General features: G+C 47.7%; 14 protein-coding genes. 11 read left to right on the plus strand and 3 right to left on the minus strand.

All coding sequences use genetic code 11. The annotated features are described in order from the left end of the window. Positions 1-3 precede the first annotated feature (3 nt). Positions 4-1,944, plus strand: coding sequence for an OmpA family protein (locus EOO49_RS05490; protein ID WP_290843526.1), 1,941 nt, complete (start codon positions 4-6; stop codon positions 1,942-1,944). 585 nt (positions 1,945-2,529) lie between these two features. On the opposite strand, the gene EOO49_RS05495 is transcribed toward EOO49_RS05490, so the two are convergent. From EOO49_RS05495 to EOO49_RS05505, 3 genes are all read right to left on the minus strand, one after another. Further along, positions 2,530-3,576, minus strand: a complete 1,047-nt coding sequence (locus EOO49_RS05495; RefSeq protein ID WP_290843528.1) for an NAD(P)-dependent alcohol dehydrogenase — start codon at positions 3,574-3,576, stop codon at positions 2,530-2,532. A gap of 169 nt (positions 3,577-3,745) precedes the next feature. Next, complete coding sequence (locus EOO49_RS05500) at positions 3,746-4,033, minus strand: hypothetical protein (protein WP_290843530.1); 288 nt, start codon at positions 4,031-4,033, stop codon at positions 3,746-3,748. After that, positions 4,023-4,991, minus strand: a complete 969-nt coding sequence (locus EOO49_RS05505; protein ID WP_290843532.1) for a sugar phosphate isomerase/epimerase — start codon at positions 4,989-4,991, stop codon at positions 4,023-4,025. The genes EOO49_RS05500 and EOO49_RS05505 overlap by 11 nt, the downstream gene beginning before the upstream one ends. Positions 4,992-5,080: 89 nt before the next feature. Between EOO49_RS05505 and EOO49_RS05510 the strand changes: the two genes are divergently transcribed. From EOO49_RS05510 to fabF, 10 genes are all read left to right on the plus strand, one after another. Then, positions 5,081-6,226 carry a heparan-alpha-glucosaminide N-acetyltransferase domain-containing protein gene (locus tag EOO49_RS05510; RefSeq protein ID WP_290843534.1) on the plus strand — a complete coding sequence of 382 codons (1,146 nt, stop codon included), beginning with the start codon at positions 5,081-5,083 and terminating at the stop codon, positions 6,224-6,226. 88 nt (positions 6,227-6,314) lie between these two features. Beyond that, positions 6,315-7,403, plus strand: a complete 1,089-nt coding sequence (locus EOO49_RS05515) for a histidine kinase (RefSeq protein WP_290843536.1) — start codon at positions 6,315-6,317, stop codon at positions 7,401-7,403. Then, positions 7,400-8,122 carry a LytTR family DNA-binding domain-containing protein gene (locus tag EOO49_RS05520; protein WP_290843538.1) on the plus strand — a complete coding sequence of 241 codons (723 nt, stop codon included), beginning with the start codon at positions 7,400-7,402 and terminating at the stop codon, positions 8,120-8,122. The genes EOO49_RS05515 and EOO49_RS05520 overlap by 4 nt, the downstream gene beginning before the upstream one ends. Before the next feature lie 17 nt (positions 8,123-8,139). Continuing rightward, complete coding sequence (locus EOO49_RS05525; RefSeq protein ID WP_290843540.1) at positions 8,140-9,180, plus strand: hypothetical protein; 1,041 nt, start codon at positions 8,140-8,142, stop codon at positions 9,178-9,180. Position 9,181: 1 nt separating this feature from the next. Further along, complete coding sequence (locus EOO49_RS05530) at positions 9,182-9,403, plus strand: hypothetical protein (RefSeq protein ID WP_290843542.1); 222 nt, start codon at positions 9,182-9,184, stop codon at positions 9,401-9,403. A gap of 227 nt (positions 9,404-9,630) precedes the next feature. Continuing rightward, a complete protein-coding gene (locus EOO49_RS05535; RefSeq protein ID WP_290843544.1) occupies positions 9,631-10,110 on the plus strand; it encodes a DUF1772 domain-containing protein in 480 nt (159 codons plus the stop codon). Between the two features lie 177 nt (positions 10,111-10,287). Next, positions 10,288-10,872 (plus strand): TetR/AcrR family transcriptional regulator, encoded by a 585-nt coding sequence (locus EOO49_RS05540; RefSeq protein ID WP_290843545.1) that lies wholly within the window; start codon positions 10,288-10,290, stop codon positions 10,870-10,872. Between the two features lie 49 nt (positions 10,873-10,921). Then, the gene (locus EOO49_RS05545) at positions 10,922-11,665 is read left to right on the plus strand and encodes an SDR family NAD(P)-dependent oxidoreductase (protein WP_290843547.1); all 744 of its coding nucleotides are present in this window, start codon (positions 10,922-10,924) and stop codon (positions 11,663-11,665) included. A 1-nt stretch (position 11,666) separates the two neighbouring features. Then, complete coding sequence (locus tag EOO49_RS05550) at positions 11,667-12,101, plus strand: PaaI family thioesterase (RefSeq protein WP_290843549.1); 435 nt, start codon at positions 11,667-11,669, stop codon at positions 12,099-12,101. Further along, the gene (gene fabF / locus EOO49_RS05555; protein ID WP_290843551.1) at positions 12,098-13,345 is read left to right on the plus strand and encodes a beta-ketoacyl-ACP synthase II; all 1,248 of its coding nucleotides are present in this window, start codon (positions 12,098-12,100) and stop codon (positions 13,343-13,345) included. The genes EOO49_RS05550 and fabF overlap by 4 nt, the downstream gene beginning before the upstream one ends. Positions 13,346-14,162 lie beyond the last annotated feature (817 nt).

Here is a 14,162-nt window from a genome sequence, read left to right on the forward strand (position 1 = left end):
AACATGAAAAAGCTATTTATTATGATGCTGTGTCTCGTGGTCGCGATGGCATCGGCACAGTCGAAACTAAAACGCGCCGAAAGGCTTTACAAGCAATATTCGTTCTCTGAAGCGGCCAAGTTGTATGACGAGGCGCTTGCCGAAAAGGAAAATCCGGGTGCCGATATCCTCAAGATGGCCGGCGATTCGCATTACAACATCGGTCAGAAACGCGAAGCGCTCAAGTACTACCAAATGTTGTATGACATCCAGGGAAGCACGTTGCCACAGGATTATTTCATCAAGTATTCCGAGTCGATAAAAGCTTCTCTCGATTATGCCAAGGCCGATAAAGTGACCAAGGACTACCTTTCGTCCAAAGGCGACAATGCGCTGATGAGCAAATACGGCATCCAAAAAAAGCAGATGGACAGCCTTTCGAAGGAAAAACCGCTTTACACGATCAAGATTTTGGACGTGAATTCGTCGAAATCTGATTTCGGGACGGCATTCTACGGACAGAAAATCGTCTACGCATCGGCCAAGGACACGACCAAGTACAACCAAAAACTGTACAATTGGAACCAACAGCCGTTTCTCGATCTTTATGTGGCCGAAAGAAACGTGAACGACGGGACGCTCATAAACGTGCAGCCTTTCCTTTCGGATGCGATGTCGCGCTATCACGATGCTGCGGCTTCGTTCAGTCCTGACCTGAAAACGGTTTATTATACGAGGAACATCCTCAAGAACAACAAAAAACTCGTGAACGATAAGACGGGCACGAACCAGTTCAAGATCGTCCGCGGATCGCTTTCGGAAGACGGCAAATTGGGCAAGCTCGAGAACATGCAGTTCAACAACGACGCCTACTCTACCGGACATCCTTCAGTGAGTCCGGACGGAAAATGGTTGTTCTTCGCTTCGGATATGCCCGGCGGACAAGGCGGAAGCGACATTTACGTAGCCGAGATCGATGCGGCGGGAACGGTCGGTCCGGCCAAAAATCTGGGTCCGATGATCAACACGCCCGGAGAGGAAATGTTTCCGTCTTTCAACAACAACACTCTGTATTTCGCTTCTGACGGACATTTCGGATGGGGCGGACTCGACATCTACGAATCGAAAATGTCGGGCGACTGGAAATTCTCCGAGCCTCGCAACCTTGGCGCTCCGATGAACTCCAACAAGGACGATTTCGCCTACATCGTCGATCCGACGGATAAATTCGGATACTTCTCCTCGAACCGCGAAATGGGCAAAGGCGACGACGACATCTACTACTTCACGAAAGTGCAGCCGCCTTGCGACGAATTGGTGTCGGGTAAAGTCACGAATGCCAAGTCGAAATTGCCTATCGGACAAGCGACCGTTTCCGTCACGGACTTGATGGACACGCCAATCACATCGGCCACGACCGACGCAAACGGCGATTATGTCGTAACGGTTCCTTGCGGGAAAACCTACAAGATTGCAGCGACGAAGGCCAATCACAGCCGTGAGGAACGACAGCTCGAAATCGGCAAAAAGAACGGCAACCAGACCAAGGACGTGAATTTCGAACTCACGAACTATGACGATCTGATCACCAAAAAAGGCAATGTCGAGAAAATTACGGTCAACCCGATCTATTTCGAATACGACAAATGGGCGATCACGCCACTGGCCGAAGTCGAGCTGGACAAAGTCGTGTTCGCGATGACCAAATTCCCGCATCTCAAAATCAAGATCGAGTCGCACACGGACTCGAGAGGAAAAGATGCCTACAACCTCAAATTGTCTGACAACCGCGCCAAATCTACCAGAGACTATATCATATCCAAAGGAATCGATGCCAGTCGCATCGAGAGTGCTATCGGATACGGCGAGAGCCGTCTAACGAACCGATGCAAGAACGGGGTCAAGTGCACCGAGGCCGAACACCTCGCCAACCGCCGCTCCGACTTCATCGTAATCGATAAGTAAGTTAGGTTACTTAAGTTTGGGTGTTTTTGAAAGCCGTCTTCGTGACGGCTTTCTTCTTTTTGGGAAATTCCGTGCGAATTCTCGACCGATTTGCGCGAATGCTAGTTTTGGCGATCGAACCACAAACTCCTGATGTAAATTAGTCTCAGCAATCAATCAAAAAACGCGACAGCAAAATACCACCGGATCCCATATCCGGAACAACAACTCCACTTTATTGCCCGCCCGAAATTGGCGAGACACAATTCTTTAAGCCATAGATAGGAATTGAGTTAAATGCACTTTAAACCGTTGACGCTTAATCGACGGTTTTTTTTTTGAAATTCCATCCCGATAGCTATCGGGACCAAATTTTAAAACTGAGCATGGAACTTTCACAAAGCTTTGCTTAGTTGGCGCAAAATGAACAAAAACAAAACCTCTTGACATTAGGAATCGTCTACAAACAAAAAACTCCGAACATTCAGTCCGGAGTTTTTACTCTTTGTTTTTTTAGGCTCGAGGCAAAACCGAAAGGTTACAGCCGAGCTTTTTGGATTCCCAATGGAATCTGGTCCCGATAGCCATCGCGATGGAATTTCGAGATTACAACGTTGCCATATCGATCACGAAACGATAACGGACATCGGCTTTTGTCATACGCTCGTAAGCGTTTTCGATGTCCTTGATGTCGATCATCTCGATCTCGGACACGATGTTGTGTTCGGCACAAAAATCGAGCATTTCCTGAGTTTCGGGCAAGCCTCCGATTCCCGATCCGGCCAGTGACTTTCTTCCTCCGATCACACTGAAATGGTGCACCGGTTGCGCGTTTGGCGGCACTCCGACCACGCAAAGGACGCCGTCGGTTTTAAGCAATCCCAAATATGCGTTGAGGTCATGCGGAGCAGAAACCGTATCGAGTATGAAGTTGAAATAGCCGCGTACCGATTTCATTTGCTCGGCGTCTTTGGTCACGACGAATTTGTGGGCTCCGAGTTTTTTGGCGTCGGCTTCCTTGTCTGCCGATGTGCTCAAAACAGTCACTTCGGCTCCGAAAGCTGCCGCGAACTTGACTCCCATGTGACCCAATCCGCCAAGACCGACGATCGCTACTTTGTCGCCTTTGCCTATTTTCCAGTGGCGAAGTGGCGAATAGGTCGTGATTCCCGCGCACAGAAGTGGCGCTGTCGCAGCAAGATCCAGTTTTTCCGATATCCTGAGCGTAAAGTCTTCGTGGACTACGATCGTGTTCGAATAGCCGCCGTACGTTGGTGTTTTCTTGTCTTGCTCCAGTCCGTTGTAGGTTTGGGAGGCGACGTTTTCGCAATATTGCTCAAGGCCTTTTTCGCAGTTTTCGCAAGTGCGGCAGGAATCGACTAAACAGCCAGTTCCGGCCAGATCGCCAACTTTGAATTTGGTGACTTCGCTCCCTACGGCCACTACTTTTCCTACGATTTCGTGTCCCGGAACCATCGGGAAAATTTCGCCGCCCCACTCGCCTCTTGCCTGGTGAAGATCAGAATGGCATACGCCGCAGAACAGAATGTCGAATTGCACGTCGTGCGGTTTTAGGTCGCGTCTCTCGAATTCCCAAGGCGCGAGCGGTGTTTCGGCGGTTTGTGCCGCGTAACCTTTTGCTTTTGTTGTCATAGTTGATTGATCTGTTTAGATTGTTTTACGAAATTACGGATAAGGTTTTTGATTTTTCGCTTTGAAATGATGAGTTTAATTGGTCAGGGAGTTGTTGAGTGCAAAAGTTGCAGTGGCAGTGGCAGTGGCAGTGGCAGTAGCAGTTGCAGTGGCAGTAGCAGTAGCAGACTTACGAAACCGAAAAAAGTGGCAGAACATGTGATCGATTCACAAAACAAGAAAACTTCACCGGAAATTTATCCGCAGTAAGTCTGATACTTCTGCAATTTTTTCGTCTGCAACTGATTCTGCTTCTGCTCTGCAACTGCTTCTGCTTCTGCTTCTGCTCTGCAACTGCTTCTGCTTCTGCAACTGCTCCTGCTTCTGCTTCTGCTTCTGCTTCTGCTTCTGCTTCTGCTTCTGCTTCTGCTTCTGCTTCTGCTTCTGCTTCTGCTTCTGCAACCGAACTATCCTCCATATTTCAGCAAAAGCGCCTTAGTAGCCATCAAACCATCTACCTCACTCAAACGCGTGCCTTCATATTCAACCCCAATAAACCCCTTATAACCCGACGCTTTCACGAGCTGCAACATGCGCTTGTAATCGATTGTCGTTTCGTCTCCCGAAGCGTTGAAATCGTAAGACTTCGCACTCACGCCCTTTGCGAACGGCAACAATTCCTGCATGCCTTTGTAACGGTCGTATTCCTCGATGCACTTGCCTTCGAACCTCGCCCCGCCTTCTCTTTTAAGGCAGAAATTGCCGAAATCGGGAAGTGTTCCCACATTTTTGAGGTTGACCATCTTCATGATCTTGGCGACCTTTTCGGCGTCGGCGCTAAGCAGTTGGTGGTTTTCCACGATCACGTTGAGTTTCGATTTGGCCGCGACCTCGCAAAGTTTCCGTAAGCTTTCGGCCGATTTTTCCATCCAGATTTCCGGTGTTTTTTCGGTCTCGCCTCCAAATACGTTCACGCGTATCGAATGGCAACCGAGTTCGGCAGCGGCATCGATCCACTTGTAATGCGCCTCGACCGCGGTTTTTCGCACGGCTTCGTCGGCAGTCGAGATTTCGCCTTCGTCCACCATGATCAACACGTTCGTCATCCCAAAATCGGAACTTCTCTTTTTGAGTTCTTTTACGGTGGCTTTGAGTTCGGATTCGCGTCCTTTTTCGGGCAAATAGAACGAACTCACATACTCGAGGCCTTCAAACCCGAATTCCTTGGCGACTTTGGCGAATTCGAGAGCGGGCAACACTTTGCTTTGGAAAGCTTGGTGCAGCGACCATTGGGCGAGTGAAAGTTTGAAGAACGGTTTTGGATTCGCGTCGAACCATTCGTCGGTTTCCCCGAAAATGTGCGGTAGAATAAGGTGGGAAAATTGGGTCGCAAGCCCGAATTGGCCCGTGCGCTTGAGAAAAAGTCGTCTGTTCATGGCTTTTGTGTTTGCAGTTGCGGCTTAAAGTTAATCGGAATTTGGCTGAAATCGATTGAGTTGCTTAAATTTAGGCCAAATCACTGTTTATGAAGCGCATAGAAAGCATCGACATCGTACGCGGTATTGTCATGATCGTCATGGCCTTGGACCACGTTCGCGATTTGTTCCATTTTCCCATCGGTGCGAATCCGACCGATCTCAACACAACGACACCGGCAATCTTCTTCACGCGTTTCATCACGCATTTTTGTGCGCCCACGTTCGTGTTTTTGGCCGGGACTTCGGCTTTTTTGTCGCTTCGGAAATCGGGCGACGTTCGCGCCAACCAAAGTTTTCTTTTGAAACGAGGGCTTTGGCTGATTTTGCTCGAGTTTACCGTCGTCACTTTCGGGATTTGGTTCGATATCGGCTTCCACACCTTTTTGTTTCAGGTCATTGCCGCGATCGGTTTTGGGTTTATTTTGCTTGGACTTTGTTTAAAACTTTCCCCAAAAACCATCGGAATCATTGGTCTTGTTTTGCTTCTGATCCAAACCATTCTACCAATTTTGCCCGTAACCGACGGCGCTCTCAAAACATCGGTCTCGTTGCTGTTCTTCCCGAATTTTATCCCGATTGGAACACGCGCGATCGTCTACGCCTACCCGATTCTGTCCTGGACGGCAATCTTGTTCCTGGGATTCGGCTTCGGAAATCTCTTCCTGAAAAGGAAATACGAAAGCCTGCTTTTGGGTTTTGGCAGCGCTTGTCTGGCGTTGTTCGTCACATTGCGGTATTTCAACATCGGTGACATTTCGCCTTGGTCGATGCAAAAAGATCTGGTTTTTACGGCAATGTCATTCCTCAACGTGACCAAGTATCCGCCGACGCTTTTGTTCTGTCTGCTCACTTTAGGCGTAATGTTTTTGCTGCTTTGGTTGTCCGAAAAGACAAAATCGAAAGTGACCGAAATCTTCAAAACCTACGGAAAAGTCCCAATGTTCTACTATTTGATCCATTGGTACACAATTCACGTTTCGTTGGTGATCTTGCTTTTGGCGCAAGGCTTTTCGTTTGACCAAATGGATTTCTCGGGCATGCGGTTCGGACATCCGATGCAGGTAAAATCTGGCGTTTCGCTCACTTGGGTTTACTTGATCTGGATTGGAATCGTCGCGCTCTTGTACTTTCCGGTCAAGTGGTACGCCCGATACAAATCGGCACACGCCAAATCCTGGTTACGCTACTTGTGAGGGTTTGGTAGAAAAAATTCGGGGTTTGGTATAAAATCGCGCCTTACCTTTGGCGATTGTCGTTATTTCGCGACATCAACCACGATCCATGCACAAATTCAAGAAAGCCTGTTCCCAAAACCGATTCATCGATTTCGTGGTCGAAAAGCGCTTTCGTTTCTGGCGACACGCCTTGGTTTGGATCTACGTTGGGATCGTTTTTATCGGAAACGGATATTCGCGCGAGATCGAACTTCCGTACGCCTTGGAAAAATCGATCATCTGGAACATTTATTTCCTTTCGATGTTCTACCTCAATATGTATGTGTTGATTCCGAGATTGCTTTACAAGGAAAAATATCTGGCGTACCTCTTGGTCTTGCTTGCCATAATTTCCGGCGGCTATTTTTCGTTGGCCTACATCTCGGACGCTTACCTCGACGGCTATGTCTTTACGAGAAGCGGGCACGAAAACGGATTCAAAAGTATGATGCACCAATATTTCGTGGCCGTAAACATGATCGTCCTGATGGTTTTCTCGACGACTTCGATCAAATTGTTCCAGCGTTGGGCAATCGACAATATGAGAATCAGCGAACTCGAGACCAATTCGCTTCAGTTGGAACTTCGCGAATTGCGCAATCAGGTCAATCCGCATTTTCTGTTCAATATGTTGAATAACGTTAATGTCTTGGTTCGCAAAAATCCGGATCAGGCCATTGCGACCGTGCACAAATTGTCCGATTTTCTTCGGTACCAACTTTATGAAAACAATGCGCAATCGGTTTTGTTACTGCCCGAAATTGAGTTCCTAAAAGACTTGCTCGAACTCGAGAAAATGCGTCGGGACGACTTTACTTTTTCGCTCGAAGTTGCCGATAAAAGTCACAAATCAGACAAATTGACCAATCTGATGTTGCCGCCGAACCTGTTCATCAGTTTTGTCGAAAACGCGATCAAACACAGCGCCGATTCCGAAAACCCGACGCACGTGGAAGTCGTTTTCGAGATATCGGATGAAAAACTGCTGTTCCGATGCACGAATTCCAAACCGACCGAAAAACGCGAAAAGAACCGCGGCGGACTCGGACTGCCGAATGCCAAAAGACGTCTTGAGCTTTTGTATTCCAACACCTACGAAATGAACATTTCCGAATCGCCTGTCAAATACGACCTAACCCTAATTTTGCCGATATGAACTGCATCATCGTTGACGACGAACCGCTGGCGCGCGAAGGCATGTTGCTTTTGCTGGGCGAAATTGGCGGGCTTTCGGTCGTGGGAAGTTTCTCGGGCGCCAAAAAAGCTTCCGATTTCATCAAGGACAATGCCGTCGATCTTATTTTTTTGGATATTCAGATGCCGGGCACCAACGGATTGGAGTTTGCAGCGACGATCCCATCGGACACACTCGTGATCTTTACGACCGCATTTTCGCAATACGCACTCGAAAGTTACGAGGTCGAAGCCGTTGACTACATCGTGAAGCCGATCTTGAAAGAACGTCTCGAGAAAGCCGTCCGAAAGGCCAAGATCTATCACGAACTGCTCGGGGAAAAGGAGTCGCGCACCACGGTCGAGAGCGCATCCGAAGACTTCATCCTCGTAAAATCCGATAGGAAATTCCACAAGATCGCTTTCGACGACATCCAGTTCATCGAAGGCCTCAAAGATTACGTGGTCGTGCATTGCGCTTCCGGAAAACTCATTACGGCCATGAACCTGCGCACGATCTCGAAGTTGCTTCCGGCAAAAAAATTCGTGCGCGTGAGCAAATCGTATCTCGTCAACACCAAACATATCACGGCTTTCGACAACCACAGCCTGAACATCGGCACGGTCGAAATCCCGCTTGGCGAAGTCTATAGAAAAGAATTCCTAAACCTATATCTGGGCAACAACACTACGCTTCTTTAAACCTAAAAAACCAATCTATGAAAAAGCGTTTTACAATGCTTGTGGGCTCGCTGTGTCTTGTCGTCACCGCTCAGGGTCAGGAGCAGAAACAGTTGCAGGAGCAGGAGCAGGAGCAGAAGCAGTCGCAGGACAAGTTGCAGAAAGTCCAGGACAGCGTCCGCAAGCTGATTGCCGACAAATTTCCACGCACGCGTACATTCGATCTGCAATATCGGGCTTATGCGCCTTCGGATTTCGATTCCGAATTGGATGACAAACCTTACGTCAAAGGCCGGATTACCGATCACCAGCAGTGGAAATTCGTGACCAATTTAACGCTTGTCCAAAAACAGCGCTGGAATTTGACGGCCAATGTCGATTACCGATTCGAAAGTTTCAACATCAAAAATCCCGAATTGCTTTCGACTGCCGTCGGACCTTTCTCGGAAAATGGCCAATACCACTACATTGGCGCGACTTTGGGCGGCATGTATTACGCGACTTTATTCAAAAAACCCATCGTGTACATTGCAGGTTTGACCGTCGATGGATCGCACAAAGACGTCGAGCGAATCAAGGGAACGATTGGCGCGACGTTGCTTTTGAAACGCACCGAAAGAACCGTGATCGGGCTTGGTTTGGTGGTTCTGATCGATCCGGCGTCGCCTGTTCCGGCCGCTCCGGTTTTTACTGTCGATCACCGTTTCCGGAATTCGGAATGGTCGCTCGACTTGATTTTGCCGCAACGCCTTTTGTTCAAGCGACCGGTTTTTTCCAACGCACGGATTTCTATCGGAACCGAATTGTCGGGCGACGGATTCTACATGTATGCGAACAACCCGAATTACGCCGACGTTTACGACTTCCGACAGCTTGAACTTCGGTCTGGCCTTACTTACGAGCATTGCATCTATCCGGGATTCGTCGCTTACGCCAAGACAGGAATGGCCAATATGTTCAACATGCGTGTTTCGGAAAGGGGAAAAAATACCAACGATTATATTCTGTCCGCAAGCCAAAAACCTACTGGTTACTTGTCTTTCGGGCTTTCCTACAATCTTCCATCCAAAAAAAAATAGTATGAAATCGAGCATCATTTCTGTTTTTCGCACTTCTGTGACAAGCGAGAGAAAAGCGCTCTCGTTGCGGCCGTATCTGAATCGGTTAAAATTTGTAAAACAATGGAATTTCGACCTCGAGGACTGCGACAAAATCCTTAGGGTAGACAGTGAAATGCCGGTTTCGGTGATCGTGATCGGCATTTTGAACCGCCGCGGTTTTGATTGTGTGGAGCTCGAATAAAAGTTTTGCCGCGAAACGATGCGTTTGGCAAGAGTGATTCGTGAATTCGTGGCTTACTGCAATTGGCCACGAATGCACGAATATCAATCTTCGAAAATATACCTTACTCGGATTGCGTCGTGGCGAATAGTTGAAGTCGGATATATTTGTCATGGCAATTAAGCCATATATTTTCAGACACTTATCCAAAAAATCCTATCTTTAAATCCCATCCAAAAATAGGATTTATGAGAAAAGTGATCGTTTTGGCCTCGGTGTCATTCGCCAGCGGAATCCTGTTCGTGAACGTCTACAATTCATTGGTGAACGCGGTCGCCGTAGAAAGCGACATCCCGAACAGCGTCATTGCGACGAGAGCATACTTCAAGACCGTAAATCCCGGAGATTTTTTCAAGATATTTTCACCTCTGACCCAGGTTTTCGCTTTGCTTTCGCTGATTCTGTACTGGAAAAAATCGGCTAAGGTGCGATTGTATCTGGGATTGGCCTTCGCGCTGTACTTGGCTGCGGACATTTTCACCTTCATTTACTTCCATCCAAGAAACGACATCATGTTCAACTCCGAAAAGCTCGCCGATACCGAAACGCTCAAAAGACTTGCCTCGGAATGGAGTTCGATGAATTGGGTGCGTTCGCTTGTCGTCCTGTCCGGCATCGTTTGCTCTTTTGTCGGAATTGACAGGATTTACCGACACAACCAACCCTGAAAATCCTCTCATAGAAAAAAACAATAGGAATTTTGGGATAAAATATACCGATTGGTATAAATTTGGGCTATAAAAATCAAATCCCAAATCCCCAAACCTAAGACTCAAAACCCATAACTTAAAACTCAAAACCCAAAACTCAAATCTCAATACTCAATACTCAATACTCAAATCCCCATGAAAAAAGCCGAAATCACGCGCCAGTTCATTATCGAAAAAAGCGCCCCGATCTTCAACAGCCTGGGTTACGCGGGAACATCTTTGCAGGATTTGACCAATGCGACGGGTTTGACGAAAGGCAGCATTTACGGGAATTTCGAGAACAAGGACGAAGTCGCGATCGAGGCTTTCAAGTACAATCTGGGTAAAATGAGCGCGCTGTTGCAGTCGGAAATGGACAAAAAGCAAAGCTATCGCGAGAAATTGATGGTTTACCCGAACGTTTACGACAATTTCTTTACCGATCGATTCCTGGCCGGCGGTTGTCCTGTTTTGAATACGTCGGTAGAAAGCGACGACACGCATCCCAAGTTGAAAGCAGTGACCAAAAAAGCGTTCCTGAGTTGGAAATCGTCAATTGCCGACGTGATCGAAAACGGAAAAAACGCGGGCGAATTCAAAGCCGAAACCAATCCGGAAGCGGCGGCTTTCTTCATCCTGGCGACCGTCGAAGGATTGGCGATGATCGGAAAACTCACACAGGACGAAGCCCATCTGAAAATGATCACCTCGAATTTGAGGGATTTCATAAACACGCTCTAATTTTTTTTTCAACAAAATATACCAATCGGTATAATCTAAAATCACACACATGAAAACTTCACAGAACACAGTCTTGATTACCGGCGGAGGTTCGGGAATCGGGTTTGAACTCGCCAAAATCCTCAGCGAGAACGGCAACAAAGTCATCATCACGGGTCGCAGTAGAGAACGGCTGGAACAAGCGGTTTCCAAACTTCAAAACGTCGATTTCATCCAAGCCGATGTGACCAATCCAAAAGACGTCGAAAGAATTGCCGACACCGTAAAAGACAAATTTCCAAAGCTGAACATCTTGGTAAACAACGCCGGAAACGCGCGATATTACAAGCTTACGGACGAAAATGCCAACGCGTTCGAAAAAGCGTCAGACGAGATCCAGACCAATTATCTATCGATTGTCCGCCTGACGGAAAAATTGCTTCCGACGCTTTCCAAAAACGGTTCGGCAGCGATCGCGAATGTCTCGTCCATCGTCGCACTCGTTCCCGGAATCACGCTTCCAACCTATGCCGCGAGCAAGGCCGCACTTCACTCCTATTCGCAGGCTTTGCGCCTCACACTCGAAAGAAACGGCAATGATACCAAGGTTTTCGAGCTCATGCCGCCTTTGGTCAACACGGAATTCTCGAAAGAAATCGGAGGTGAAAATGGCATGGAACCGCAAGCCGTCGCCCAAAGTCTTTTGGATGGTTTTGCCGACGATGTTTACGAAATCCATCCCGGAATGACCGCCGATCTGTACCAACTTTTCCTGCAATCGCCCCAACAAGCGCTCGCCGCATTGAACAGCTGATATGAAACCGGGAGCTTTTAAATTTCTATCAGACCACGTCGGGCGCGAGATGTCGACTTCACCATCGGCTTTCATGAATTGGCTAAAGCCGACGCTGCGCAAGGTCGAGCAAGGCCATCTGGTCTTCGAATACGAAGTGCGCCCCGAGATGACGAATCCTTTCGGAACGCTTCACGGCGGCGTCACCGCTGCAATCATTGACGATGCTATCGGTGCGACACTGATCGAGTTTGAAGAACCATTTTTTTACGTGTCGATCAATTTGAACGTGGATTACTTCGCCAATGCCAAAGCCGGAGAGAAAATCATCGCTGAAACATCGGTAAACAAAAAAGGCAAAACGATCGTGAATGCGCAATGCGAAATCTGGAATTCCGACAGAACGTGCTTGCTGGCCAAAGGCTACACCAACTTACTTAAAACCGAACAAAGATGAAAAGAGTAGTGATTACGGGACTTGGCGCGATTACGCCGCTAGGAAATTCGGTTGGGGAATTCTGGAAAAACATCGTGGCCGGAAAAAGCGGCGCATCGGAAATCACCAAATTCGACACTTCGAAATTCAAGACGAAATTTGCCCACGAAGTCAAGGATTTCAATGCCGAAAACTATTTCGAACGCAAGGAAATCAGGAAATACGACCTTTTTACGCAATACGCGGTCGCGGCTTCGGACGAGGCGATTTTGGATTCCGGGCTCGATTTTTCGACTTTTTCGGACGAACAAAGAGCCGAAGTCGGAGTCATTTGGGCATCGGGCAACGGCGGAATCACCACGTTCGAGCAACAACTCAAGGAATTCCATTCGGGTGACGGAACGCCTCGGTTCAGCCCGTTTTTTATTCCGAAGATGATCGTGGACATTGCCGCGGGCGTGATTTCCATCCGACATAAACTGTTTGGCCCTAACTATGCGACAGTTTCGGCCTGCGCTTCGTCGAACACGGCCATCATCAACGCTTTCGACACGATCCGGATGGGAAAAGCCGATGTCATGATCGCAGGCGGATCGGAAGCCGCGATAACCGAATCCTCGCTTGGCGGATTCAGCGCATCGCAAGCTTTGTCCAAACGCAACGACGCACCACAAGAAGCTTCCCGTCCATTCGACAAAGACCGAGACGGGTTCGTGGCCGGCGAAGGCGCGGGCGCGTTGATTCTCGAAGAACTGGACCATGCCTTGGCCCGAGGCGCGAAAATCTATGCCGAGATCGTCGGTGGTGGAATGGCCGCCGACGCCTACCATTTGACGGGAACGCCAGCTGACGGCCACGGCGCGAAACTCGGGATTCTCAAAGCCTTGAAAGACGCCAACCTCAAACCTGGACAGATCGACAGCGTTAACGCTCACGCGACCTCGACGCCACAAGGCGATTTGAGCGAACTGAATGCGATCAAGTCGGTTTTTGGGGATCACAGGGTTTTGGTCACCGCCACAAAATCGATGACCGGACATTTGCTCGGCGCGGCCGGTGCGATCGAGAGCGTGATTTCGATCCTGTCGATCAAACACGGCATCGTTCCGCCGACCATCAATCTGGAAACCCTTGATACGGCGATTGATTTCGATGTCGATATCGTGCGCAATCACGCCGTCAGAGCCGATTTGAATTATGTCGTCAACAATACTTTTGGTTTTGGTGGACATACCGCTTCTACCATTTTTGGGAAGTATATTTGATTTTCGGATTTTCAGAGATCGATAAGATGCTAATTTTTTGAACCATTAAGGACATTAAGAACATTAAGAACATTAAGACGCTTTGCTTTTCGCTGAACCGGAAATTCTTCGTGGAAAATTTTTAAACCATTGAGATAGTTAAGGAAGTTTAGCTGGTGGCGCGTTTCGGTCATGTGGTGAATCCGGAAACGACGTAGAAACCCGCGCAATCGTTTAACCTGTGTATCCGTTGGAAAAAAATCATCGGCCAAATCATTCGTGCATTCGTGGCAAAATACTTTTTCCTGCGACCCGAGTAACGCAAACTGGCCGATTACAAGAAAAAATTTGTCAATTCGCGGCTCAAAAATTTGAGCAGATTAAATAGCTTCATATAACCGGACTCCGAACGCAACGCTTAATGAACTTAATGCCCTTAATGGTTTAATTTTTTGCGAAGTATTTTTGATTGATGAATTTCAGCTTGTCAGATTGTCGGATTGTCGTAAATCGATAAGACGCTAATTTTTTGAACAATTAAGGACATTAAGAACATTAAAATGAAAATGCTTCGGTTTGTATAATCGGGCCAAAAACGCAACGCTTAATGAACTTAATGCCCTTAATGGTTTATTTTTTTGCGAAGTATTTTTAATTGGTAAAATATCAGGTTTACGGATTTACAGATTGTCAGATTTACAGAAATCGACAGACCTTCATTTTTTGAACCATTAAGGACATTAAGAACATTAAGAACATTAAGATGCTTCATCTTTCGCTGAACTGGAAATCCTTCGCGGGAAATTTTTAAACCATTGAGATAGTTAAGGAAGTTCAG

The organism is Flavobacterium sp., assembly GCF_004295795.1.
Classification (GTDB): Bacteria; Bacteroidota; Bacteroidia; order Flavobacteriales; family Flavobacteriaceae; genus Flavobacterium.

Coding starts and splice junctions, on each gene's coding strand:
- EOO49_RS05490 (WP_290843526.1), top strand. CDS start 4: ATGAAAAAGCTATTTATTATGATGCTGTGTCTCGTGGTCGCGATGGCA.
- EOO49_RS05495 (WP_290843528.1), bottom strand. CDS start 3,576: ATGACAACAAAAGCAAAAGGTTACGCGGCACAAACCGCCGAAACACCG.
- EOO49_RS05500 (WP_290843530.1), bottom strand. CDS start 4,033: ATGGAGGATAGTTCGGTTGCAGAAGCAGAAGCAGAAGCAGAAGCAGAA.
- EOO49_RS05505 (WP_290843532.1), bottom strand. CDS start 4,991: ATGAACAGACGACTTTTTCTCAAGCGCACGGGCCAATTCGGGCTTGCG.
- EOO49_RS05510 (WP_290843534.1), top strand. CDS start 5,081: ATGAAGCGCATAGAAAGCATCGACATCGTACGCGGTATTGTCATGATC.
- EOO49_RS05515 (WP_290843536.1), top strand. CDS start 6,315: ATGCACAAATTCAAGAAAGCCTGTTCCCAAAACCGATTCATCGATTTC.
- EOO49_RS05520 (WP_290843538.1), top strand. CDS start 7,400: ATGAACTGCATCATCGTTGACGACGAACCGCTGGCGCGCGAAGGCATG.
- EOO49_RS05525 (WP_290843540.1), top strand. CDS start 8,140: ATGAAAAAGCGTTTTACAATGCTTGTGGGCTCGCTGTGTCTTGTCGTC.
- EOO49_RS05530 (WP_290843542.1), top strand. CDS start 9,182: ATGAAATCGAGCATCATTTCTGTTTTTCGCACTTCTGTGACAAGCGAG.
- EOO49_RS05535 (WP_290843544.1), top strand. CDS start 9,631: ATGAGAAAAGTGATCGTTTTGGCCTCGGTGTCATTCGCCAGCGGAATC.
- EOO49_RS05540 (WP_290843545.1), top strand. CDS start 10,288: ATGAAAAAAGCCGAAATCACGCGCCAGTTCATTATCGAAAAAAGCGCC.
- EOO49_RS05545 (WP_290843547.1), top strand. CDS start 10,922: ATGAAAACTTCACAGAACACAGTCTTGATTACCGGCGGAGGTTCGGGA.
- EOO49_RS05550 (WP_290843549.1), top strand. CDS start 11,667: ATGAAACCGGGAGCTTTTAAATTTCTATCAGACCACGTCGGGCGCGAG.
- fabF (WP_290843551.1), top strand. CDS start 12,098: ATGAAAAGAGTAGTGATTACGGGACTTGGCGCGATTACGCCGCTAGGA.